Raw genomic sequence first — 22,549 nt, 5'->3', positions numbered from 1 at the left:
TGCTCGTGGCACCGGTCCGGCCGACGTCAGGTAGGTCGTGGGGCGGTCGTCGAACTGGGCGGCGTCGCGGTGGTTGCGTCGTGCCAGTGCGCGTGCGTCTGCGCGCACTTGGCTTGACTCAACGATCCTGCCGGCCCCGGCATCCCCCGAACGGCATCGCGCACACCCGGGACGAAGTACACGAACGGGTTGCCGTACGGGTCGCTTAGAGACGATCAAGACGGGGTATCCACCGCGCACCACCCCTCTCGGCAAGGAGAATCATGCCCCCGAAACGTCAGCGCGAGCAGCCGGCACCGGCCGAAGGCGAATCGAACGCGAGGACCGGCCGGTCGGGCGAGGGACAGCGCGGGAACTACCTGACGACAGCTCAGGGGGTCCGCCTTTCGGACACCGACCACTCGCTGAAGGCGGGCCCGCGGGGGCCGTCGCTCATGGAGGACTTCCATCTTCGCGAGAAGATCACCCACTTCGATCACGAACGTATCCCGGAGCGAGTGGTCCACGCCCGCGGTGCGGCGGCACACGGCACTTTTCGCGCCTATGGCAACGCGGCGTCGGTGACCAAGGCCGGTTTTCTGGAGAAGGGCCGGGAGACCCCGGTCTTCGTGCGGTTCTCGACGGTGCTGGGCTCGCGGGGATCGGCGGACACCGTCCGGGACGTCCGCGGCTTCGCGGTGAAGTTCTACACGGCGGAGGGCAACTTCGATCTGGTCGGCAACAACATGCCGGTCTTCTTCATCCAGGACGGCATCAAGTTCCCCGACGTCATCCACGCGGGCAAACCTCACCCGGACCGGGAGATCCCGCAGGCACAGACCGCCCACGACACCTTCTGGGACTTCGTTTCCCTCCACACCGAGGCGACGCATCACGTCATGTGGGCCATGTCCGACCGCGGAATCCCCCGGTCCTACCGGACCATGGAAGGCTTCGGAGTGCACACCTTCCGGCTGGTCAACGCCGAAGGCGCGACCAGCCTGGTGAAGTTCCACTGGAAACCGGTGGCCGGTGTGCACTCACTGGTGTGGGAAGAGGCTCAGATCGCCGCCGGCGCCGATCCCGACTTCCACCGCCGGGACATGGCAGACGGCATCGATGCCGGGGCACCCCTGGAGTACGAGCTCGGCCTCCAGGTCATGCCGGATTCCGACGACGAGATGTTCGAGGGGATCGACCTGCTCGACCCGACCAAGATCGTCCCGGAAGAGCTCGCCGAGGTCCAGCTGGTCGGCAAGCTCACGCTGGACCGGAACCCGACCAACTACTTCGCCGAGACCGAACAGGTCGCCTTCCACACCGGCAACCTGGTGCCCGGCATCGAGGTGACCGACGACCCGCTGATGCAGGCGCGGCTGTTTTCCTATCTGGACACTCAGCTCACCCGGCTCGGCGGCCCCAACTTCACGCAACTCCCCATCAACTGCCCGCACGTGGCCGTCAACGACAACCTGCGCGACGGGATGCATCAGACCCTCATCCACCACGGACAGGCCCCGTATCTGCCCAACAGCGTCGACGACGCGCTGCCGACCACGACCACGGAGGCCGAAGGCGCCTACGTCCACCGGCCCATCGAGGTCGGCGGCCCCAAGGTCAGGGCCAACCCGGTGTCGTTCGACGATCACTTCTCGCAGGCCACGCTCTTCTGGAAGAGCATGTCCCGGATCGAGAAGATCCACTTGATCGAAGCGTTCACGTTCGAGCTGGGAAAGTGCTTCGCCCAGTCGATCCAGGAACGTGTCCTCGAATCGCTCGCCCAGGTCGATGCCGAACTGTGCACGGCGGTCGCTGAAGGACTCGGGCTTCCCGCTCCGCTGGGCACCCCGGCCGAAGACGTCACTCCTTCCGCCGCGCTGTCGCAGATCCCGGCGGGGCCCGGCCCTATCGCGGGCCGCATCATCGGAGTGGTGGCGACGTCCGGCGCCGATCTCGGCGGGATCGGCAAACTGCGCCGGACCGTCGAGGCCCAGGGCGCGATTCTGCGGGTCCTCGCGCCGGTCGGCGGAACGTTGAAGCGGGGACGCGGGCAACAGCCGGTGGCGAGGACGTTCCTCACCGCCCGATCCATCGAGTTCGACGCGGTGGTGGTCGCGGGCGGTACGGCCGGGCTGCACGACATCAAGCTGACCATTCTGCTGGAGGAGATGTTCCGTCACTGCAAGGTCATCGGTGCCTGGGGTGACGGGCGCCAAGTGCTGGCCGACGCCGGGATCGACGTCGACGCACCGGGAATCGTGCTCGCCGACGAGGTCGCCAAACCGTTCTCCGCCGAGCTGGTGAAGTCCGTGGGTCTGCACCGCGTCTGGGAGCGGGCCGAACGTGTGATGAACGACTGAGGAATCGGACCTTGATGAAGACCCTGCTCGAACCCGCCGCACCGGAACCTTTGCCGGAGCCGAGAACCGTCGAGACCATCACCGCCATGGTGCGGTTGCTGATCCAGAACGGGGTCCTCGACCTGCCGCTCCCGGGTGGGGGCGACACGTGGGGCCGCTGGACGACACTCGCCGGACTGGGGCGTCGCGACCTGGTGCTCGGCCGGCTCGCGGAGGGCCATACCGATGCCCTCGCGATTCTGGCCGAAGCCGGCCGGGAGCCCGTGCCGGACGCACTGTACGGCGTCTGGGCCGCCCGTTCGGGCGGTACCGGTGCGGCCGTCGTGGGCGGCGCGCTCACCGGTACCGTCCGGTTCTGCTCCGGCGCTCAGGTCCTTGACCGTGCCCTGGTGGTGGCGGATTACGAGGACGGGCCACCGATCCTGCTGGAAGTCGGCCTGGACGAGCCAGGCGTCCACGCCCTGCCGGAAACGTGGCAGGCGATCGGGATGGACGCCTCCGACAGCGGCGATGTCCGGTTCGACGGGGTCCCGGTGACCTCGGCCCATATCGTCGCCGAGCCGGGCTGGTACGTGTCCCGGCCGGGGTTCAGCCTTGGCGGCGCGGGCGTCGCGGCGGTGTGGCTCGGCGGCTGCGCGGCCGTCGTGGACTCGGTGACGGCGTACCTGCGCGCCCGCGGCGCGGCGGACGACCACCAGTACGCCCACCTCGGCGCGCTGCACACCGCGCTCCACCAGGCCGACGCGCTACTCGTGCGGACGGCGGAAGTCGTCGACACCGAACAGGACGAGGACCTGCCCCTGCTGACCGGCTTCTGCCGGGCCGCCGTCGAGCACGCGGCCCGGCAGGTCCTGGACATCGCACCGGAGATCACCGGGCCGACGGCACTCTGCCGCGATCGACGGCTGCCCCGGCAGCTGGCCGATCTGATGGTCTACGTCCGGCAGCATCACGGCGCCCGGGACCTCGCGGCCTTGGCCGTCGAACTCCTGAAAGACGGGCGACGGTGACCACGGGCCCCTTCCACGCCGAAACCGACTGGCGTGGGCTGGAGCCGCTCCCGCTGTTCCCCGTCGAGGACGTGCGCCGCGTCTGCGTCGTCGCCGCGCACCCGGACGACGAGACGCTGGGCGTTTCCGGGCTCATTCAGCGGCTGCACAGCCGCGGAGCCGAGATCCGGCTGGTCGTCGCGACCGACGGGGAAGCCGCGTTCCCCCACTCCTCGGCCGCCGACCGCCGGTCCCTCGGCGCACGGCGTCGCCTGGAGCTGCTGGAAGCGTTGCGGTGTCAAGGAATGGAGGACGTGGAACCGGTATGGGCAGGGCTTCCCGACTCCGCGCTGATCGACCACGAGTCCGCACTGACCGACGTCATCCGTGAAGTGGCCGCGGGCAGCGAACTCTGCCTGGCTCCTTGGCCGGACGACCCTCATCCGGACCACCAGGTGGCAGGCCGAGCCGCGTTCCGCGCCGCACCGCTGGGCGCGCACCGATGGTCCTACCCGATATGGCTGTGGCATATGGTCGCCCCGCACGACCGGGCCATCCCCTGGGCGCGGGCCGCGGAAATCCGGCTCGACGACGCGAGCGCGGCGATCAAAACGAAAGCCGTGCAAGCTTTCCAGTCGCAGTTGGAGCCGGGCCCGGCCGGGGAAGATCCGATCCTGACACCGGAGATCCTGGAGCACTTCGCGCGCGACAGGGAGATCGTGTTCCACGAGCCGAGGACGTCATCGACGCCGGTGAGCAGATTCGAGACGCTCTACCGCGAACCCGATCCGTGGGCGATGGACAGCTGGTACGAACGTCGTAAAAGGACGGTCGCCCTGGCCGCTCTGCCCCGCGAGAGGTACGACCTCGCGGTGGAACCCGCGTGCGGCACCGGAGCCCTGACCTTGGACCTGGCCGACCGCTGCGACCAGGTCTACGCCTTCGATCCGGTGCCTGCCGCACTCTCGATCGCCCGGGAGCGCACGGCACATCTGTCCACAGTGGAGATCGCCGCGGGCGCGCTGCCCGACGACCTGCGAGGTCCGGCGGACCTGGTGGTACTGAGCGAAATTCTCTACTACCTGAGCGAGGCGGACCTGATGGCGACGCTGGACCGCACGGTGGCCTCACTGCGCCCGGGTGGGCAAGTGCTTGCCGTGCACTGGCGCCCGCAAGCTCCGGACGCGCCCCACCACGGCTCCCAAGTCCACGAGCGGCTGCGAACGCATCCAGGTTTGCGGAGTCTGGTAATGCACAGTGAAGCCGAGTTCCTGGTCGATGTTCTGGCACGCCGTTGATCACGTCCGTGGGCGTGCTGATCCCGGCGCGCGACGAAGAGACCGACCTCCCGGCCTGTCTGCGCGCGCTGGCTGTCGCTCTGCGCGAACTGCCTCCGGAACTGGAACGACGTGTCTGTGTGGTGGCCGACCGCTGCTGTGACGACACCGCCGAGCTGGCCAGGGGCGCGGGAGCGGAGGTCCTCGTCAACGCTCGCGACCTGCCGATCGGCGCGGTCCGGGCGCTGGGCGCACGGCACCTGGTTCGCGGGCTGGATCACCACGCATCGGCCCGTACCGTGCTGTTGAGCACGGACGCGGACACCGTAGTCGACCGGGACTGGGCGGTCCGCCATGTCCGCCGGGCGGAGGCGGGCTGGGACGCCGTCGCCGGCACAGCGAAGCTCAAAACCGCGTTGGCGGCCAACGCACAGCCACGCTACGAGGCACTGCTCGCGAACACGCGGATTCCCGAGGGCCACGGCAACGTCTACGGAGCCAACCTGTCGATCAGGGCGAGCGCCTACCACGCGGTCGGCGGTTTCCTCCCCATCCGGACCGCCGAAGACCACGACCTGTGGCGTCGTCTCGCCCACGCCGGATTCCGGCTGACCTATGCCGAGGAAGCGAAAGTGGTGACGAGCGTCCGGCTGACCGGCCGAGCGCCGGACGGCCTCTCGACACTGCTGCGTGCCCTTACCCGAGCCTCATGAACCTTTGCGACCGCGCTGTCGCCGCGGCGACAGCGCGGTCGTACGAGCACACGCACGGTCGGCGGGTGAACGCTGAGGGCCGCGGTGTTCCAGCTCTCCCGGTAACTCCTGTCATCTCCACCGAGCGGGGTGCGACGGGAGCCTCCCACCCCGCGCGGCGACCAGCAGCGTCAAGAAGAGGTCGTGGCTTGCGGATCGTCGATCACGCCGACCTGCTCGGGGTTTTCCGGGGCCGCCATGTGGCGGATGCTTTCACCGCCCTTGTGGTCGTGGGCGCGGGAGTACAGGGAATCCAGCACACTCTTGATCTTGTGCGCCGCGCCGGCGTACGCGTCGTCCACCGTCGTCGCATGATGCGTCACCGCCACGGGCTGTTTGCTCCCGGGACGTGCTTCGATCACGCACTTCTTGTCTTCCGGCTTGGTGCCCCCGTTGTCGCTGAGGTGCACCTCCACCCGGGTCAGCCAACCGCCGAATCTGGCCAGACTGCTCTCCAAGTCCGTTTTCACATAGGTGGCCAGTCGCTCGCCGCCATGGACGTTGTGGTCGGTGTTGACTTCGATCTGCACGAGCACCCTCCGCAGAGAACAGTAGAGGTGTCCTCAGTACCACGGATATCGCTGACTCAAACTCACGAACCCGAGCGCACCTCGGAACCCCACCCCTCCATCATCGTCGCCTCTCCCCCGCCCCGCGACGCAAGCGAGTCCCCATCCAGAATCGCAAGAACGCGACTCAGAGGCAAAAGCCGCACAGGGTGCTTGTGGCCAGCCGGGTAACCGTTCATCGTTGAGAGACCAGGTGCGACCGCTCTGTCGAATAGCCGCCGAAAGAGGAGATCCTTGACCAAGAGCCATCACTACGTCGCCACGGTGCGCTGGACCGGCAACACCGGAACGGGCACCACCGGCTACCGCGACTTCAGCCGGGATCACGAGATCAGCGCGGGCTCCAAGCCGACGATCCCCGGCACCGCCGATCCGGCTTTCCGCGGCCTGCCGGAGCGGTGGAACCCCGAAGAACTCCTGATCGTCACACTGTCCCAATGCCATATGCTCTGGTATCTCGTACTCTGCGCACGCGAGGGCATCGTGGTCACCGAGTACTCCGACAGCCCATCCGGCATCATGGTCGAGAACGCCTCCGGCGGGGGCCGGTTCGAAGAAGCAGTACTCCGTCCGCTGGTGAAGCTGGCGTCACCAGCCGACCGCGAACGTGCCCTCGCGGTGCACGAAGAAGCCCACAAACTGTGCTTCATCGCCAACTCCGTCAACTTCGAGGTCCGAACCGAGCCGGCCTTCGCCGACGATTGACGCCTGAAGAACGACCCGGGTCACAGGGATTCGGTGACCGGCCGACGATCATGCCCTACCCGCCGAACACGCCTGCCGCCACAGATCTGATGCAGGAAACCGCGAACAAGGCGGCGATCGTCAAGGCGATGAACGGCTTCGCCGCTCTCTGGGAAGGGAATCCGTACCAGTGAATCGAAGCATGGCGAATATGTCTTCGCGCCTTGGCGGCACCTCGGATGGCGTGCCTCGCGAACCATGCTGTCCGGTCGCGGAGTCGAGGATTCGGCACCGATGTGTCATCGCGGAACTCGAGAAGAACCCGTTCCCTTCTCCGGTTATTGCTTGCGTTGACCGTTCTGGTAGCTGAGTACGTAGCGGACGGCGTCGGCGCGTGAGTGGAACCCGGCTTTGGCGAACAGGTTGTTGATGTGCGTTTTCACGGTGGCTTCACTGATGACCAGTTTGGCCGCGATTTCCGGATTGCGCAGGCCGTCGCCGATGAGGCCGAGGATTTCCCGTTCGCGCGCGGTCAGCGCGAGATCCGGCTCGGCGGGCGGCGCCGGTTTGGCGGCGAGCGCGAGCAGCCGCCGCTGCACCTCGGGCGAGAGCACGGTCTGGCCTTGCGCCGCGGTGCGCACGGCGTGCAGGATGGTGGTGCGATCGGCCTCTTTGGTCAGGTAGCCACTCGCGCCCGCTTGCAACGCGGCGAGGATCGATTCGTCGTCGTCGAACGTGGTGAGCACGAGAACCGTGGTGTCCGGCTGGGTTTCCCGGATGCGCACGGTCGCGCCGGCCCCGTCCAGCACCGGCATGTTGAGGTCCATGAGCACCACGTCCGGACGGTGCTGCTGCGCGGCCTCGACTGCTTCGGCGCCGTTGGTCGCGGTCGCCACGACGTCGACGTCCTCGGCGAGGTCGAGCATGACCGCGAGCGCTTCGCGGACAGTCGCCTGGTCGTCGGCGACAACGAGGGTGATCGGGCGGTCCGTCATCGAGGCAGCTCCAGTTCCACGGTCCAGTCGCCGTCGGCCGGTCCTGCTCGCAGGGTGCCGCCGAGCAGGGCGGCCCGTTCGCGCATGCCGACGAGCCCGACGCCGGAACCGCCGGCCAGCTCGGCGCGGCGAGGCTCGGTCGCGGGCCCGTTGTGCACGGTCAGCCTGACCTGATCGGCGGTGAAGGCCAGCCGGAGGTCGCACGTCGCGCCCGGCGCGTACTTGGTCGCATTGGTCATCGCCTCCTGCGCAGCTCTGACCATGGTGTGCGTGGTCTCCGGGCCGACCGCTCCGGCCTCGCCTTCGAGCACGAAGCCAGCGGACGCGTGCTCGGCGAGCTGGCGCACCGTCTCGGGCAACGGCAGGGTGTCCTCGCGCAGCGCGTGCACCGCACGCCGAGTCTCGCTGATCGAGTCGACCGCGATGGCGCGCGCCTTGCGGATGGCGGCGGCTGCCTCGTCGTCGCGACCGCTGTCGCGCAATGCGTCGGCCATGTCCAATTGCAGCGCGATCCCCGACAGCGAATGACCGAGCACGTCGTGAATCTCGCGCGCGATCCGGCCCCGCTCCATGAGCGCTGCCTCGCGGGCCTCGGACTCGCGGGCGCGTTGGGCCGATTCGGCGGCGAGGTGCGCGTTGCGGACGGCGTCGAGGCGGTCGCGGTGCGAGATGCCGAACGCGACCGGCAGGGCCACCGTCAGCGTCACCCACACCTGCCACTCCAGGAAGTGCGGCGCCAACTGCCCGACCACCCAGGTCGCGCCGGCCGAGACGACTGCTCCGGAGACCGCGATCGTCACCGCGGCCCGGCGGGACGCCAGCTTGATCCCCGAGGCGGACGCGGCGACGAACGGGAACATCGCGGCGAACGTTCCGTGCGCCAGCGGCATGAGCAGCGCGCTGAACAGCATGTACGCGCTCATCGCGGCGATCTGCAGGTTCCCGGCCAGCCGGGACCAGGGCAGCAGGGAGGCGAGCGCGGCGATCGAGGTGAGCACGAACAGCGGTAAGGCCAATGGCCGGTACGCGATCTGCGCGTCCGGCCACTGAACAGCGGTGCAGGCGATGGAGGTGAGGACGAGGGCGGGCTGGATCAGCTCGCCCCGGTACTGCCCGAGACGGGCCAGCGTCCACTGGTCCGGTGTGCTCATGGGACCAGGTTCCTCCTCGCCGGGCGGCTGTCACGATCGAACTGCGTGTTCCACTCCGCCGGGCGGCCGCCGAGGTTGCGCTGGATGTTGTCCAGCAGCGGCGAGGTCTGGCCGGGTTCGCCGTCGCTGCCCTGGGTCCACATCACCTGGTGTCCGGCGCGCAGCGCGCGGTAGAGCACGACCAGCCCTTCGGCGAGGATACCGACGCCGAGGGTGAGCAGCAGGCTGTTGGCCACACCGCCGGAGTCCTTCGGGTCGAAGGCGTCGAGCGCGACGTTCACCCCGATCTTGACCACGATGTTCGCCACCCACAGCCCGACGGTGACCGCGGTGTAGCGGACGAAGGTGTTGCCGTCGCGCCGGGAGATCCGCACGCTCGCCCCGCGGAGGATGCCGAGGACGACGCTGATCGCCGCGGTCCCGACGAGGAAGGCCATCGAAGCCGGGGTCTTCACCTCGCCGGACAGCGTGGTGAGGCCGACGACCGACAGCACCGTGGGCAGGATGAGCATCTGCTTGGCCTGCGCGGGTTCGCCGATCATCCGCCGCACCATCAGGTAGGCGACCGCCGCCACGATCAGGACGATTTCCACGGGTCCGCTCATGGCTTTCCTGCCTTTCGACTTCGTTCCGATGCCGAGAAAACTACGGCGGAACGGCCCCGGAGTCGTGCGGTGCGCGGGGTATCCGCTGGTGGAGAAATCCCTCCACCCGGAGCCTGGATTTCTCCACCCGGGATACCGCCGGAGAGGCAAGACGGCGCGCGGCGGCGGCCGTAGCGTTTCCCGCGAATCGCAGCAGCCAAGCCAAAATCGGGGAGTACGGCATGACAATGTCCGCTCGCAAGATGATCTTCACGATGTTCCTGGACGTCGGCCTGCCCGTCGTCGCCTACTACGCGGCCAACCTGCTCGGCGCGAGCGCCTACGTATCGCTGCTGGCCGGCACGGTCGTCGCGGGACTACGGACCGTCTGGGTCGTGGTGGCGCAACGCCGGGTCGACCTGTTTTCGGCGTTCCTCGTGCTGCTCTTCGGCCTGGGCCTCGGGTTGAGCTTCCTCACCGGAGACCCGCGTCTGTTGCTGGCGAAGGAATCGGTGACCACCTTCTGTGCAGGCGTGGCCCTAGTCGGCAGCTGCGCCCTGCGCCGTCCTCTCGTGTACTACGCGGCACGACGCTTCGCGCAGTCGGCCGGCGGCGATCATCAGCGCGAATTCGAGGCCACGGCGCACAATGCGCCCCGGCGCCGCCGCTGGTATCAGATCACGCTGGTGTGGGGCGTCGGGCTGATCGCCGACTCTGTGCTCCGCATCGCGGGCGTGTACACCCTGCCGTTCGACACGGCGGCTTCCTGGTCTCAGGTGCTGATGATCGTCGCCTTCGCCGGGCTCATCGGGTGGACCTTGCTGACGAAGCGGCGGGCCGAGCGCGCCTGTGGTTGTCGACTCCACACGGCCAAGGTCTAAACGTCCTGTTCGATGCGTTCGAAGATGTCCATGTCGGTGGCCTTCTGCCACTCGGGCAGATCGTCCCAGTCCGCGACGTAAGTAGACAGTGGTGACGGTCCGCAATGGACGGCCGACGGCGTTGGGTGGCCGGGCACTTCTCATGCCACCTTGATGACAACCTTGCCCGAGGTGTGACCGTTCTCGACGGTGGCGAGGGCGGCCGGGGCGTCGGAGAGTGGGTGGACCGCGGTGATCACGGGTGCGAGGACTCCGTCGAGGGCCAGCCGGGCTGCCTGTTCCAGGTTCTCTCGGTCGAGGCGACGCTCGACGAAACGCCCACCGAGCTCCGGCACCGACATATCACCTACGGCGATGACGTTGCGGGGATCCCGGGCCAGCGGAGCGACCGTCCGCAGCGAGGTGCCTCCGGCCAGGTCGACGATCCCGTCGAAGCCGTCTGGGGCCAGCTCGCGCGCCGCGGCGGCGACATCCTCGACGGTGTAGTCGATGAACCGCACCCCGATGGCTTCGGAGTGCTCGCGCTTGGCGGTGCTACCGGTGCCGATCACCCGCAGCTCGCGCCTGACGGCCAGCCGGGCGACGGCCAGGCCGACACCGCCTCCGACCCCGTTGACCAGGATCGTGGCGCCGGCCGGGAGGCCGAGCTGGTCGAGCACGTCCACCGCGGTCGTCCCGGCCACTGGCAGCGTTGCCGCCACGGTCGCGGACAGGCCCGTCGGGATGCGGGCGGTGTTCGGTGCGGACAGCACTGTCGTCTCGGCGTACGTACCGCCACCGGTGAGGGCGAAGCCGAAAACCGCGTCACCCACCTCGAACCCGTCGACGTCTTCGCCCAACGCGAGAACGGTTCCGGCTGCCTCCATGCCCAGCACACGAGGGAACGGACGTCCGCCGTCGAGCCCGGGGACCAGACCCGAGCGCACCGCGTGGTCGAGGGGGTTCACGCCGGCGACGTCGACCCGGATCAGCACCTCACCGCGACCGGGGGCGGGATCGGGACGATCGAAGAACTCCTGCACCTCGGGCCCGCCATACCTGCCGAAACCCCACGCCTGCCCCATCTTCTGCCGCCTCCTGGATGACCGACCCCGGTGGTTCCGGGCTCTGCAGCCATCCTCACCGCTGACATCGATGTAAGGGGCAACCGGCTGAGGTGCAGGTCACAGCATCAGGCCGACCGTGTCACCGGTACCGGGGCCGTAGACAGCTCCGCCCGGTGCCTGCTGTTGGCCCTGATCAGCACGTCGAGTGCGTCCCGGGTCTCGATCAGGTGCGCGACCTCGGCGTCGATCCGGTCGCGCTCGCGCATCATCGCCGTGAACGTCTCCTCGGCGACAACCAGGTCACCTGGGAGGTCCACACACGGCAGCACGGTCGCGATCACCCGGCTGGACATACCCGCGTCGAACAGTTGTCGGATGAGCGACACGCGCTGGACCGCGGCGTCGGAATAGTGACGCTGCCCCGCCTCGGAGCGTGAGCTGGTCAGCAGACCTTGTTCTTCGTAGTACCGCAGGGAGCGCGGACTCACGCCCGTGCGCTTGGACAGCTCACCGATCCGCATCCCTGAGAGCCTACGCCCGCGGAGGACAGGGAAAAACCAACGAGATCGATAAGCGATAAGGCGCATCGATCACTGAATTCTGGGCACTCTGCAGGCAGGTTGCCGGTCTGCCGCGGCAGATCGACAGCTCAGGCCCCGTCGGTTGACTTACCCAGCCGACGGGGCCGGATTCCTTCCCATCAGGAACCGTCCCCCTCGCCATGGCCAGCCGACGTGAATTCCCGTCCGGAGCGCCGGGTCGCGTTCGCACCGCTGTACTTGTTGTTCGCGATGAAGCCCTCGACACTGTGCTACCGGCCCTTTGCCACCGAGTCGCCGGTGTCGCGGCCGCGTCCCAGCGTGTGCGGTGAATTTCCGCGCAGGCAGTGGTCTTGGCAGGATAGGCCGGTGACCGACACCGCCGCCTCCAACAGAAGCGCTCCGCATTCCGCGCTGAACCGGATCATCGCCGGGCATCCGCACGCCATCGGCAGTTTCCGGTTCCGCTTCGCCGACCAGTCCTGGGAATGGTCCGACGACGTCGCCCGGCTTCACGGCTACGCGCCGGGAGCCGTCCAGCCCACGACCGAGCTACTGCTGTCGCACAAACATCCCGAGGACCGCGACACGGTCGCCGGAACGCTCGCCGCGGCGGTTCACGACGGCACCGCGTTCTGCAGCCGCCATCGCATCATCGACACCTCCGGTATCGAACACCACGTGCTGGTCGTCGGCGACCGGCTTTACGACGACACCGGTGCCACCGTCGGCACCACCGGCTACTACATCGACCTCGACATCATCAGCGACGGCCATCGCCAGCAGATCCTGGACGAAGCACTTCCCGACCTCCTCAACGCCCGTGCCTGCATCGAACAGGCCAAGGGCGCGCTCATGGTCGTCTACGGCATCAACGCCGAGCAAGCCTTCCGCATCCTGCAATGGAGATCCCAGGAAACCAACACCAAGCTGCGGGCGCTCGCCGAGAAACTCACCGCGGCCCTCAGCACCCTCGGCGGCAGCCCCAAGGAACAACGCACCCAGTTCGACCACATCCTCCTCACCATCCATGACCAGCCCGACCCGACGGCTACTGCCTAGTTCCCGCGTTGTCATGATCGCCATGGACCTTGGATCCGCCGTCTATGCTTCATGTTCGCTTAGTCGGTTCTCGACCGATTATCCTCTGCTTCATGATCGACAAGCAGCTGCCACCGTCCGAGGCTTTCGACCTGTTGCTGGCCGGAAACCGGCGGTTCGTCGCCGGAACACCCGAGCACCCGAACCAGGACGCCACCCGACGCGCCGAAACCGCACCCGGACAACGCCCCTTCGCCACCCTCTTCGGTTGCTCGGACTCACGGCTGGCCGCCGAGATCATCTTCGACCGCGGCTTGGGAGATCTCTTCGTCGTCCGCACCGCCGGCCACGTCGCCGGGGCGGAAGTGCTTGGCAGCATCGAGTATGCCGTCAGCGTGCTGGACTGCCCGCTGATCGTGGTCCTCGGCCACGACTCCTGCGGGGCGGTCGCCGCCACCCGCGCCGCCCTCGCCGACGGTCTCGGCACCAACGGTTTCGTGCGCGACGTCATCGAACGCGTCACCCCGAGCGTGCTCGCCGCCCGCGCCGCCGGACTCACCGAAGACGACGACATCATCGCCGAACACATCCGCCAGACCGTCGATCTCCTCACCGACCGCTCCCGGCTCCTCGCCGACAAGATCGAATCCGGCCAGACCGCCATCGCCGGTCTGTCCTACCGGCTCGCTGACGGCAGCGCCCGCGTGATCACCACCCGCGGGATACACACACAAGCGACCAACGGCTGAGGTTCTTCCGCGGCGATCCGGGTCATGCCGATGGCCCTTTGCGGGGTAATTGATCCTGAGCTCGCTGGTCATCCGATCCTTGCCGGACACCTCGGCGAGCGGAGGTCGCACGCTAGAGGGCGCGGGCGCCCGTCTTGGCGGAGAAGCGAAACTCGACGGTCACCGGCAGTGTGTCGAGGTCGAGGGCCTGCCGCAGTCGCGGGAGGCCGTCGGTGTCGATCCGGCGGCGGATTTCGGTGACGTCACCGTCCTGTTCGGCACTGATCACCAACGCGACGGCCGGTGCGTGACGGGTGCCCGCGAGCGTCGCGTGCGCGGCGTGGACGCCGGGATAGTCCGAGACCTCGGCGGCGAAGGGCTCGATCGCGGCGCCCGCGGCCAGCTCGGTGCGGCCGGCAGCGGGGTCGGTTTCGAAGCGCCAGGTGTGGGTCTTGGGCTTCCGGGTCAGCTGCGCGATGAGCCACCGCAGCACGAGCAGGCCCAGCACGACCGCGACCGCGGCGGTGACGTAAAGCGCCCAGGTCGGTGGCTGTCCCGTCCCCGCCACCACCGCGGATTCCGGTCGCAAGACGGTGAGCCTGCCGAAATGGGTCAGCAGGACGAAGGCACCGGCCGCGATCAGGACGAGACCGAAGAAGGCGAGCAACGTGCGATTGAGCCGGGCGGGCCGGTTGAGGCTGGTCATGACCTGCTCCTGACACTGCGGACCTTGACCTTGACGGCCGGGCGGAGGGCGGGGTCGATCTGGCCGAGCCGGTGCGAGATCGCCCCGCGAACGGCTTCGGCGAGACCATCGGTGGTCGCCCGCCCGGTGCTCACTTTCGCGGAAACCTTGCGAGACTTGAGTTTCACCGTCGCGCTGGACACACCGTCCACTGTGGCGGCCGCGGCGCGAAGGGTGGAGCGGTAGCTTCGACGCGAGGCCCCGGAGTCCAGTTCGCCTTGCAGCGGCAGGACGGTGAGCCTGCCCGGCAGCACCGCCGCCAAGAACAGGATCACCCCCAGGAGCACCGCGACGCCGCCTATGACGGCCGTCGTGAGGTCGCTCCAGCGCAGCTCGTGCAGGGTGCCGGCGACGGTGTCGTAGCGAATCCAAGGAGGCTCACCGAGAAGCGTCTGGATCGCGACGACCGCCACGAGCGCGCAAGCGGCGAGCAGGACGATCGCGGTGAGAGTCGCGGGGATGCTGCGGCGTGGGCGGCGTTTCACTGGACCCTCCTGGTTTCGGCGGTGGCGGTGTGCAGCGCGGTGACGGTGATGTCCACTCGCGACACCGTGAGACCGGTGAACTCTTCGACGCGGCGCATCAGATGGCGGCGGGCGTTCTCCGTGGTGCGAGAGACCGACATCGGGTAGCTGATGGAGATCCTGACATCGAGGCTGGCGGTACCACCGGTGACTTTCGCGGTGACCTTGGCGCTGTTGTCGATGTCTTCGCCACCGACAGCGACACCGAGCACGCGGCTCGCGGCACCGCCGACACCGTCGACCTCGGTCACCGCGTGCGCCGCGATCCGTTGCACCGTGCTGTCGGAAATGGTGAGGACGCCCCGGTCTCCGGCGTCGGCGGGAGCCGTTCCGGGGATCGCGCTCGACAGGGTGGCGGTCATGGGGTCAGCCCCTGTCGCGGCCGGTGAGTTGCGAAAGGTCGAGTTTGCCGTCGAGGACACGGCCCGCCAGCAAGCCGAGGGCACCGAGGACCAGGACGACGATGAAGGCGCTGAATCCGCCGAAGGCGGCCGCGAGGCCGAGGGCGAGGCCGGTGAGCAGGCCGAGATGCGTGGAATTCATGGTTTCTCCTTGGCTGGTGCGGAGGCGATGTCGCCGATCCGCACATGTACCGGGAGGCCGATCGGCCCCACCGCCGCGCGGACGTCGTCACTGATCTCGACGGCTGTCGCCGGGTAGCGGCCGGTGACACCGATGGTGATCTCGTCGTCGCGGATGCGGATTCCCGCGATCCGGCGCCCGCGCAGGAGGGTGGCGATCTCGCCGAACCGGCCGCTGTGCAGACCCGCGACATGGGGCTGGGCCTGCACAGCGGCGGCGATGCGGTCGGCGTCGATCTCGACGCCGGGGGTCACTGGACGCGGCCGGTGTCGCTCTTGGCGTCCTCGTCCTCGTCGTCACCGGGGATGTGCACGTCGGAGACGTTGATGTTGACCTCGACGACCTCGAGGCCGGTGATCTGCTCGACCGCGCCGATGACGTTCCTGCGCACCGCGCGGGACAGGTCGGCGATGGACACGCCGTATTCGACGAGGATCTGCAGGTCGACCGCGGCCTGCTTCTCGCCGACCTCGACCGACACACCCTGGCTCGCCGAGGCCGTGGCGCCGGGGATGCGCTCACGGATCGCGCTGAACGCCCGGGCCGCCCCGCCGCCCAGGTCGTAGACGCCGGAGATCTCCCGAGTGGCCAGTCCGGCGACCTTCGCCACGACGGTGTCGGCGATGGTGGTGGCACCCTTGCTCGACTCCAACGCGCCCGTGCCGGTCTTCTCGACCTGGGACGACTGGCTGGGGGCCTTGGTGGCGGTCGAATTCGTCATGACTTCTCCTCGGGTGGATTCTTGCGGTCTCGATGGAAGTTCACGCTCGTTCCATCCTTACTTCCACACCACTGAGACCCCGTCCCGAGAAGATCGTCACGACCCCATCGTGTGACACCCACCCCTCCCGCCCGAGTCGATATCAGGTATCGCGATCGCGTCCCGGGCAGTCGACGGCAGGGGCTCCAGTCGATCACCCCTACCCTTTCGAGTGATGACGCCGTCGCTCACCCCGCGCTGACCTGCGAATCTTCCGCGTCGACGGTTCTCATGCGCGAAGACGAGAGAAAATCTATGGTCGTGAGGGTAGACATTCGGCTGTGGGTGCGGGTAGTGTTCTTTTCGTACCGAGAGAGACAACGTCAAGCAGGCGCGGGAGATGACGGAACTACCCGCGAGGTGAGACAAGACGGTCAGGCAGGACGAAGCTGATCAGTGGACAGGTTTCGACTGGTGACCGGTGAAGTACCGGGATCGTGAAGTGAAGACGTGAGCAGTAAGGCCGATCCCGGCGAAGCAGTGCAGTAAGCAGTAAACGAAGTACGCAGTTGTAAAAACAGTAAAGCAGTTGCATGTCAGCAAGTAGTTGAAAGTAAGTAGTTGATGCAGGACCGGTCAGGTGGCCGGAGCCGATCTTGGACAGGGCTCTGGGCAGTGACCAGCGACATGACGCGTGCTGGGACCGATCAGGTGAAAGGGTTCCAGCCGGTGATGTCCGAGGAAATCGCAGTACAGGCAGTACCAGTAAGAGAAACACCGGAAAGAAGGGAACGGGAGCATCATTGGATCGCCCGCCGCGGCTGGGCAGTAGTGCCGCGCGGGTACCGCAGGCCCATCGGATTGGAAGGTGGTTCTCGGTTACGACTAAGCGATCTCCGCATCGTCCGCCTCTCGGACGGACACCGCGGATGCAGGACACCGGCCTCACGGCCGGTTGACAATGGTGAAACCCGACCCCTGGGACCCCGGGCGCCACGAGTGGCGTCCGGGGTCCCTTGTGCTGTGGAGGTGGAATGATTCCTGACCAACGCGGTATCCCCCGGCCCGGTTCGGGCGGGGCCGGCAAGCTCGACGACGACCACTACCCCGCCTACACCATGGGCCGCGCCGCGGACATGCTGGGCGCCACCCAGAACTTCCTGCGCAGTCTCGACGAAGCCGGCCTGATCAGCCCGCAGCGCTCCGCTGGCGGGCACCGTCGCTACTCCCGGCACCAACTGCGCATTGCCGCACGCGTGCGGGAATTGGTCGACCAGGGCACGGCCGTCGACGCCGCCTGCCGCATCGTCTCGCTCGAAGATCAACTCCACGAGTCCCAGCGTCAGAACAATGAACTCCGCGCCACCGAATAAACCGTCAAGTCACTGTCTCAGGGGCTCCGACTCGTGATCAGTCCAGCCGGAGGCGGCTGGTGAGGGCGTCGCGGGCCAGGTCGGTCAGGGAGCGGTCGTGGCGGAAGGCGTGTGCGCGTAGCCGCGCGAGTGCCTGATCGGGCGGGATGGCGAGGGCGGCGGCCAGGAAACTGGCGGCTTGCTGGACTTCTGCCCGGTAACGGCGGAGGCCGTCGCCGCCTCCGGAGTCGCTGGTGGCCAGAATCGGCGAGCTCTGCAGCAGCAAGGGCAGCAGCCCGTCCCGGACGCGATGGAAATCGCGAGCCTGCGATGCGGTCATGGCGCCGGGCGTGGCCCGGTAACCGGTGAGGGCTCCGAAAGTCCCGTCGTGGACTTGCAGCGGGGCGGCGATGACGGCTCGGGCCGGTGACTGCATCGCGGCGGGCAGGAACAACGGCCAACGGGCCTGGTCGGTGGCGACAAGATCGGGTTCGGACACCGTGTAACCCTGCTGGACGGCCTCCAGGGTGGGACCGTCACCGAGGGTGTACTGCAGATTGTCCAGGTCGTGGCCTGGCCCGTCCGCGGGGTCGCACCACACCAGTTCCAGCGTCCCCGTGCTGTTGATCAAGTCGATGGTGAGCGCATCGAGGCCGAGCGGCTCGGCGATCCGCAGAGAGGCGACGGCGCCGAGATGGTGCCCATCGGCGGCCGCGCGATGCAGGCGAGCCAGTACGGTCTCGACGTCGTCAGGCGGTGTCATACCGTCACCGCGAGATATGCCGCGTGGGGCGCAGTCTCAATGGCGACGAAGTAGCGTTCAGCGTTGTGCAATCGGAGTCACCTATCGGGTGGTTCCTCAACCGCGGTGCCATGGTTCCCACCGTCGGCGAGCTCAGGAGCAGTTACCCGCAGAGGGGCCCGTCATGCCCGCTGGCAGGTGCTCGGCTCGCCTCATTCTCGGGTGGCCCGCCCGAGGCCACATTCCGACCGGTTCCACACAGTCTGAACGACCTCACGATACGTCACTCATTGTAGCGCTTCCGCCGGACCGGATGAACGCGGCCGGAACATGAGGCTTCCACGCACCCATCGAAGGGCTCCCCACACGGACATCCGGTGCCGCCGGTCGTCGTGCCAGTGGATCGACACTGCGCGAACGGCCGTGGATTTCAAGGCTCAACCCGAGGCGAGATCTCAGCGCCTCCCGAACCCGAACGTATTAACGGCGGCGTGCTCGTGTTCGCGAAGCCGGCGTGAATGTCAGCGTCGGGCGTACGGGGGCCCTGGCAGATATCGAGTACTCACCCCGAAGCCGGCACACGTGAATTCGACGATTTATAACACTTCAACAGTGCTCAACGGTATTACGTAACAAGGTACCCGGCGTGGTCGAGTTCATCAGTGAGGGCACGCGGCTCACTTGCTCGACAACGATCCAGAATTCGAAAGTGAATCCGCTGCTTACCAGGTTCGGTACCCCAGATGCGGCGAGGGTGCGTTCTCCCCCGGGCAACCGAATCGACTCGGCCCGGAATTGCAGAAAGGAACAACGACCCATCATGCCTGGACCAGGCCGGCAATTCGCAATTCCCACACCGAACGATCGCGGTCGTCGGCGAGGAGCGGTCCTCGCTCTGATCGTGGCCCTCGAACTCGGTTCCCCGGCAGCCGCGAACGGCGTGACGGGGACCGCCGGGTTCGACCGGATCACGGTGACGGTGTCCATCGACGGCACCACCGGGATCTGGCCACCCGCGCAAGCCACGATCACCACACCAACGACAACGGGTTCCACGGCCGCATCCCCTGAAACACCCGCGGGTCAGCCGAGCACTCCGGTCGAACCCGAGACGACGCCCGCCACACCTACGCGGTCCGATACCGCGCCCGTCGACGAGCCGCCCAGCCCAAGCGAATCAGCCTCGCCGACCCGGCCCTGACACCTCGGGCCACCTGCACCGACCGGCACACCCTGCCCACCCATTCCGTGGCCGCCGGCCACAATTCCATCCACCAGAAGGAGAATCACCATGCGCATCACCAAGAAAGCCAAGCCCGTCATCGTCCTCGCCATCACCGGCACGCTCCTCGGCCTCAGTGGTTTCGCGATCGCCGCGTTCGTCCAGGAAAGCACCGCGGGCGGAGTGGGCGGCTCGGCCGAGACAATGTCTCCCGCCACCGTGACCGGGGCGCAAACCGGTGTCCTGCTGCCCGGGGAAAAGGGATACGTCACCTTGACGCTGTCCAACCCGAACGCCAACGTGAAGATCAAACTGACCTCGGTCACCGCGGGCCAGGTCGTGATCGACACCGTCGCGAACGAGACCGACAAGCCCTATTGCCAAGGCCAACTCGAACTCTCCACCACAGGCGCGGACCCACTACAGCCGACTTTGGCCGTGAGCGAAGCCAACTTCCCCTACAAGCTCACCGACGCCGTGATACTCAAGCCCGACACCGACATCCGATGCCAGGCCATGACCTATCACACCACATGGATCACCCAGTTCCAGGCCGTCCGCTAGACCCCGACGTGGCCACCACGAGTCCGACGACTCATGGTGGTCACGATGAGCCCGCCCAAGGCGTGTCTACCCGGTAAGGGTGCGGCCTGCCCGTCGCATGGTGAGGGCGGCAGCCCGTTCGAGCCGGGCCGCGCAGTCAATCTCGCCGACGCGGTCCGTGGTACGCGGGCCAGGCGATGATTCATCAGCGTGCTGGGGACCAGGCAGTCCGGATCGTGTTGCTGTCCGGACTGCCTGGTCGAACGCGAGGGTCGGTGGCGGCTGTTCTGGACGTCGGGCTGCATCCGCCATCGCGTTCTGCTGCACGATCACTGTTTTTACGCCGTGGTGAACGATAGGAGGATGGCTAATCGACGGAGCGGAGATCGGCGATGAGGCGGAAGCGTTGCAGAACCGTCAGCGTCGCGTCGTCCACGGTGAACTCGGGGTCTTCCAACGCCGCACGTGTCTCCTCGCTGTGCCAGAACCGCTCGTGGCTCGCCCGCCACTCGGCCACGCTGGCGTCCCCCTCTCCCTCGTCCACGGCGTGAGCGAGATCCACCTGCGCCAGCGGGACGACGCGTACGCCGGTCACCTCGATGACCGCGACTGGACGGTCGTCCGAGTCGATGACCAGCGAACGGCTCCCGACTTCCGGCAGCGGCTCCCCTTCATGCTCGTAGTCGACGAGGAGGCCCGTGGTGGAGGTTTTGGAACCGTTGAGTATTGCCGCGACAAGCTGGTCACGCAGTGGGCCGGGGAAAGCGAACTCGGCCCTGTGCATCGACGCGAGGTCTGCAGGCGGGATGGTGTCATTCGTCATGCGGTCACAGTAATGACCCGTTCCGCGCGAGTAAGTAGTGTGGGACGACTAGCCGAGCGCAAGTACCCCAACGTCGTGAGCTGGACCGAGTTGGACCGCGGCGGCCATTTCGCGACATGGAACAACCGGACCTGCTGATCGATGACATCCGGACGTTCTTTCGCGCCATCCGAGGAGAAAGGGCTTGTCCTGGCCCGCCAAGGTTCGGGGACCACGGTCACCGACGAGAGCGGATGGATGCTCCTCGATCCGATCGTGCTCGCGGCGGTCGTCCGGCACGACACCCGGCTGACACTGCTCGATGAACTGGTGGATGTCCGCGCCCGCCTCGCGTACCACGCGATCGACAACCGCAGTGACGTCCGGTTCGAGACCTGCTGTCCGGCGCGGATTCTTCAGCTCGGCGAGCAGACGCGCGACTGGTCGGCGGGCGGGGCGGTTCCCGCCCTTCCCGGCGTCACTCCTGGCCGGCGGTCGTGTCGTCGCCCAGGGCGTGCGCGTTGTAGGCCAGCAGCTCCCAGGAGTGTCCGTCCGGGTCGTCGACGGCCCGGTTGTACAGCCAGCCCATGTCCTGGGCCGCACGTGGCTCGGTGGCACCCGCGGCGAGCGCCGCCTCGACAAGACGGTCCACTTCTTCGCGCGACCCGGCGGCCAGTGCGTTGATCACCTCGACCGGGCCGTCCGCCGGAGTTCGCTTGGTGAACTTCGCGAAGGTCTCGCGTGTCATCAGCTGCACCAGGATCGCGTCGGCGAACGCCACCTGGACAGAGGTGTCACCGCTGAACTCCGGATTGATCGTTCCCCCCATCGCCACGTAGACCTTCGTGCTCGCTTCCACATCGGCGACCGGCAGATTGACGTAGATTTGCGTGATTGCCATGACATGTCCTCCAGAATGTCGGTGTGCCGGGCGCTCCCGGTGTCACCACGAAATCTAGAGGCGTACCGCGACCCCGGTCTTGTACAGAAGCGACAACATCTCGTCGCCGCCGGTCTGCCTCAGCTGGGATGCCGTGCGTCCGGTGAACCGGGTCAGTGAGCGCGCCAGGTGTGGTTGGTCGTGGTATCCGACCTCCTGCACGACTTCGATCGCGGCCATCCCCTGGCCCAACAACATCACGGCCTGCCTCGCTCGCTCGATCTGCCGGATCGCGCCCTGGGTCAACCCGGTCGCCGCGGCCACCCGCCGTTGCACCGACCGCGGTGTGACCAAAGTGGCCGTGTCCCCGCGGAGCACATCGGCGACCAGCGGATCACGCACCAGCAATCCGGCACGGACCAGGCGGTTCACGAAGACCTCGGCGTTGTCGTAGGTCGGCGTTTCCCATTCCTCGCCCTGCAGAACGAACGAGCGGGCCGTGGTGTGCGGACTCGACACGGCGGTGTCGACCAGCCGGGACACCGGCATCGGCGGCAGGAAGGCGCCGTGCCGGAAGATGATCCCGATCGTCTGCCCCTCACCCAGGCTTGGGTCGAGGTCCAGCACGGTGGGCCCTGTCTCAGGGCCGCGCACTGTCACCTGCGTCTCGCCCCGGTCGCGCCACACCACGAGCTCCCAATTCGAGTTCGCGAGGGACCGCATCCGCGCCGGCACCACCACGCCGCCCTCCCCAGCGCGATAAACCCGCTCCACATACGGAGAATCGGACGGACGCTGCTCGACGCCACCATCGAGATCAAGACTCACGGTCAAGAAGCTAACACCAGCGCCAGAGCACAACCATCGGCCAGGCCGGATCGT

Annotated in this window: 29 protein-coding genes; 12 read left to right on the top strand and 17 right to left on the bottom strand. The window is 67.5% G+C overall.

Annotated features, from left to right (window positions below; all coding sequences use genetic code 11):
• Positions 1-263 precede the first annotated feature (263 nt).
• The 4 genes from ACZ7KI_RS26530 to ACZ7KI_RS26515 are packed head-to-tail and all read left to right on the top strand — an operon-like array spanning position 264 to position 5,318.
• Positions 264-2,339, top strand: a complete 2,076-nt coding sequence (locus ACZ7KI_RS26530) for a catalase (RefSeq protein ID WP_470275783.1) — start codon at positions 264-266, stop codon at positions 2,337-2,339.
• A 14-nt stretch (positions 2,340-2,353) separates the two neighbouring features.
• Positions 2,354-3,349, top strand: coding sequence for an acyl-CoA dehydrogenase family protein (locus tag ACZ7KI_RS26525; protein ID WP_470275782.1), 996 nt, complete (start codon positions 2,354-2,356; stop codon positions 3,347-3,349).
• Complete coding sequence (locus ACZ7KI_RS26520; protein WP_470275781.1) at positions 3,346-4,626, top strand: PIG-L family deacetylase; 1,281 nt, start codon at positions 3,346-3,348, stop codon at positions 4,624-4,626. The genes ACZ7KI_RS26525 and ACZ7KI_RS26520 overlap by 4 nt, the downstream gene beginning before the upstream one ends.
• Positions 4,623-5,318 (top strand): glycosyltransferase family 2 protein, encoded by a 696-nt coding sequence (locus ACZ7KI_RS26515; RefSeq protein ID WP_470275780.1) that lies wholly within the window; start codon positions 4,623-4,625, stop codon positions 5,316-5,318. The genes ACZ7KI_RS26520 and ACZ7KI_RS26515 overlap by 4 nt, the downstream gene beginning before the upstream one ends.
• Before the next feature lie 170 nt (positions 5,319-5,488).
• On the opposite strand, the gene ACZ7KI_RS26510 is transcribed toward ACZ7KI_RS26515, so the two are convergent.
• Positions 5,489-5,887, bottom strand: a complete 399-nt coding sequence (locus ACZ7KI_RS26510) for an HPF/RaiA family ribosome-associated protein (RefSeq protein ID WP_470275779.1) — start codon at positions 5,885-5,887, stop codon at positions 5,489-5,491.
• A gap of 273 nt (positions 5,888-6,160) precedes the next feature.
• Here ACZ7KI_RS26510 and ACZ7KI_RS26505 point away from each other — a divergent pair, with 273 nt between their 5' ends.
• Both ACZ7KI_RS26505 and ACZ7KI_RS26500 read left to right on the top strand, forming a co-directional pair.
• Entirely contained in the window at positions 6,161-6,631 is a 471-nt protein-coding gene (locus tag ACZ7KI_RS26505) for an OsmC family protein (protein ID WP_470275778.1), read from the top strand.
• Between the two features lie 50 nt (positions 6,632-6,681).
• Positions 6,682-6,804: a hypothetical protein gene (locus ACZ7KI_RS26500; RefSeq protein WP_470275777.1), complete on the top strand. Its 123-nt coding sequence runs from the start codon at positions 6,682-6,684 to the stop codon at positions 6,802-6,804.
• Between the two features lie 144 nt (positions 6,805-6,948).
• Here ACZ7KI_RS26500 and ACZ7KI_RS26495 read toward each other — a convergent pair whose 3' ends face one another.
• The 3 genes from ACZ7KI_RS26495 to ACZ7KI_RS26485 are packed head-to-tail and all read right to left on the bottom strand — an operon-like array spanning position 6,949 to position 9,361.
• Positions 6,949-7,605 (bottom strand): response regulator, encoded by a 657-nt coding sequence (locus tag ACZ7KI_RS26495; RefSeq protein ID WP_470275776.1) that lies wholly within the window; start codon positions 7,603-7,605, stop codon positions 6,949-6,951.
• A complete protein-coding gene (locus ACZ7KI_RS26490; protein WP_470275775.1) occupies positions 7,602-8,756 on the bottom strand; it encodes a sensor histidine kinase in 1,155 nt (384 codons plus the stop codon). Before ACZ7KI_RS26490 ends, ACZ7KI_RS26495 begins: the two co-directional genes overlap by 4 nt.
• Entirely contained in the window at positions 8,753-9,361 is a 609-nt protein-coding gene (locus tag ACZ7KI_RS26485; protein ID WP_470275774.1) for a CcdC protein domain-containing protein, read from the bottom strand. Before ACZ7KI_RS26485 ends, ACZ7KI_RS26490 begins: the two co-directional genes overlap by 4 nt.
• Before the next feature lie 221 nt (positions 9,362-9,582).
• Here ACZ7KI_RS26485 and ACZ7KI_RS26480 point away from each other — a divergent pair, with 221 nt between their 5' ends.
• Positions 9,583-10,221 carry a VC0807 family protein gene (locus ACZ7KI_RS26480; RefSeq protein ID WP_470275773.1) on the top strand — a complete coding sequence of 213 codons (639 nt, stop codon included), beginning with the start codon at positions 9,583-9,585 and terminating at the stop codon, positions 10,219-10,221.
• Here the strand turns inward: ACZ7KI_RS26480 and ACZ7KI_RS26475 are convergent.
• The 3 genes from ACZ7KI_RS26475 to ACZ7KI_RS26465 all read right to left on the bottom strand — a co-directional run bounded on the left by ACZ7KI_RS26475 (position 10,218) and on the right by ACZ7KI_RS26465 (position 11,788).
• Positions 10,218-10,358 (bottom strand): hypothetical protein, encoded by a 141-nt coding sequence (locus ACZ7KI_RS26475; protein ID WP_470275772.1) that lies wholly within the window; start codon positions 10,356-10,358, stop codon positions 10,218-10,220. The genes ACZ7KI_RS26480 and ACZ7KI_RS26475 overlap by 4 nt on opposite strands.
• A 3-nt stretch (positions 10,359-10,361) precedes the next feature.
• Complete coding sequence (locus ACZ7KI_RS26470) at positions 10,362-11,285, bottom strand: NADP-dependent oxidoreductase (RefSeq protein WP_470275771.1); 924 nt, start codon at positions 11,283-11,285, stop codon at positions 10,362-10,364.
• Positions 11,286-11,392: 107 nt separating this feature from the next.
• The gene (locus tag ACZ7KI_RS26465) at positions 11,393-11,788 is read right to left on the bottom strand and encodes a MerR family transcriptional regulator (RefSeq protein ID WP_470275770.1); all 396 of its coding nucleotides are present in this window, start codon (positions 11,786-11,788) and stop codon (positions 11,393-11,395) included.
• Positions 11,789-12,175: 387 nt separating this feature from the next.
• On the opposite strand from ACZ7KI_RS26465, the gene ACZ7KI_RS26460 reads away from it, so the two are divergent.
• Both ACZ7KI_RS26460 and ACZ7KI_RS26455 read left to right on the top strand, forming a co-directional pair.
• Positions 12,176-12,868 (top strand): PAS and ANTAR domain-containing protein, encoded by a 693-nt coding sequence (locus ACZ7KI_RS26460; protein ID WP_470275769.1) that lies wholly within the window; start codon positions 12,176-12,178, stop codon positions 12,866-12,868.
• A 92-nt stretch (positions 12,869-12,960) separates the two neighbouring features.
• Entirely contained in the window at positions 12,961-13,596 is a 636-nt protein-coding gene (locus ACZ7KI_RS26455) for a carbonic anhydrase (protein ID WP_470275768.1), read from the top strand.
• A gap of 112 nt (positions 13,597-13,708) precedes the next feature.
• Here the strand turns inward: ACZ7KI_RS26455 and amaP are convergent, their stop codons facing one another.
• Genes amaP through ACZ7KI_RS26425 form a run of 6 tightly spaced genes read right to left on the bottom strand, consistent with a single transcriptional unit; the run spans position 13,709 to position 16,147 of the window.
• Positions 13,709-14,281, bottom strand: coding sequence for an alkaline shock response membrane anchor protein AmaP (gene amaP / locus ACZ7KI_RS26450; RefSeq protein ID WP_470275767.1), 573 nt, complete (start codon positions 14,279-14,281; stop codon positions 13,709-13,711).
• Positions 14,278-14,805, bottom strand: coding sequence for a DUF6286 domain-containing protein (locus tag ACZ7KI_RS26445; protein ID WP_470275766.1), 528 nt, complete (start codon positions 14,803-14,805; stop codon positions 14,278-14,280). Before ACZ7KI_RS26445 ends, amaP begins: the two co-directional genes overlap by 4 nt.
• Positions 14,802-15,206 carry an Asp23/Gls24 family envelope stress response protein gene (locus ACZ7KI_RS26440; RefSeq protein ID WP_470275765.1) on the bottom strand — a complete coding sequence of 135 codons (405 nt, stop codon included), beginning with the start codon at positions 15,204-15,206 and terminating at the stop codon, positions 14,802-14,804. The genes ACZ7KI_RS26445 and ACZ7KI_RS26440 overlap by 4 nt, the downstream gene beginning before the upstream one ends.
• A 4-nt stretch (positions 15,207-15,210) precedes the next feature.
• A complete protein-coding gene (locus tag ACZ7KI_RS26435) occupies positions 15,211-15,387 on the bottom strand; it encodes a hypothetical protein (protein WP_037305786.1) in 177 nt (58 codons plus the stop codon).
• The gene (locus tag ACZ7KI_RS26430; protein ID WP_044850563.1) at positions 15,384-15,680 is read right to left on the bottom strand and encodes a hypothetical protein; all 297 of its coding nucleotides are present in this window, start codon (positions 15,678-15,680) and stop codon (positions 15,384-15,386) included. Before ACZ7KI_RS26430 ends, ACZ7KI_RS26435 begins: the two co-directional genes overlap by 4 nt.
• Positions 15,677-16,147, bottom strand: a complete 471-nt coding sequence (locus ACZ7KI_RS26425) for an Asp23/Gls24 family envelope stress response protein (protein ID WP_470275764.1) — start codon at positions 16,145-16,147, stop codon at positions 15,677-15,679. Before ACZ7KI_RS26425 ends, ACZ7KI_RS26430 begins: the two co-directional genes overlap by 4 nt.
• A gap of 1,013 nt (positions 16,148-17,160) precedes the next feature.
• Here ACZ7KI_RS26425 and ACZ7KI_RS26420 point away from each other — a divergent pair.
• Positions 17,161-17,499 (top strand): MerR family transcriptional regulator, encoded by a 339-nt coding sequence (locus ACZ7KI_RS26420; protein ID WP_470275763.1) that lies wholly within the window; start codon positions 17,161-17,163, stop codon positions 17,497-17,499.
• 37 nt (positions 17,500-17,536) lie between these two features.
• Here the strand turns inward: ACZ7KI_RS26420 and ACZ7KI_RS26415 are convergent, their stop codons facing one another.
• Positions 17,537-18,241, bottom strand: a complete 705-nt coding sequence (locus ACZ7KI_RS26415) for a hypothetical protein (protein WP_470275762.1) — start codon at positions 18,239-18,241, stop codon at positions 17,537-17,539.
• 880 nt (positions 18,242-19,121) lie between these two features.
• On the opposite strand from ACZ7KI_RS26415, the gene ACZ7KI_RS26410 reads away from it, so the two are divergent.
• Both ACZ7KI_RS26410 and ACZ7KI_RS26405 read left to right on the top strand, forming a co-directional pair.
• Entirely contained in the window at positions 19,122-19,421 is a 300-nt protein-coding gene (locus ACZ7KI_RS26410; RefSeq protein WP_470275761.1) for a hypothetical protein, read from the top strand.
• A 90-nt stretch (positions 19,422-19,511) separates the two neighbouring features.
• Positions 19,512-20,006: a hypothetical protein gene (locus ACZ7KI_RS26405; protein WP_470275760.1), complete on the top strand. Its 495-nt coding sequence runs from the start codon at positions 19,512-19,514 to the stop codon at positions 20,004-20,006.
• Between the two features lie 346 nt (positions 20,007-20,352).
• Here ACZ7KI_RS26405 and ACZ7KI_RS26400 read toward each other — a convergent pair whose 3' ends face one another.
• The 3 genes from ACZ7KI_RS26400 to ACZ7KI_RS26390 form a co-directional block, all read right to left on the bottom strand.
• Positions 20,353-20,808: an ASCH domain-containing protein gene (locus ACZ7KI_RS26400; protein ID WP_470275759.1), complete on the bottom strand. Its 456-nt coding sequence runs from the start codon at positions 20,806-20,808 to the stop codon at positions 20,353-20,355.
• 457 nt (positions 20,809-21,265) lie between these two features.
• On the bottom strand, positions 21,266-21,688 hold the full coding sequence (locus ACZ7KI_RS26395; RefSeq protein WP_470275758.1) for a VOC family protein: 423 nt from the start codon (positions 21,686-21,688) through the stop codon (positions 21,266-21,268).
• A 54-nt stretch (positions 21,689-21,742) separates the two neighbouring features.
• Positions 21,743-22,495 (bottom strand): AraC family transcriptional regulator, encoded by a 753-nt coding sequence (locus ACZ7KI_RS26390; RefSeq protein ID WP_470275757.1) that lies wholly within the window; start codon positions 22,493-22,495, stop codon positions 21,743-21,745.
• Positions 22,496-22,549 lie beyond the last annotated feature (54 nt).

The sequence above is a fragment of the Amycolatopsis sp. NPDC039088 genome (assembly GCF_055598845.1).
Note: the sequence above shows the minus strand (reverse complement) of the source record. Positions and strands in the feature narration are given on the sequence as shown.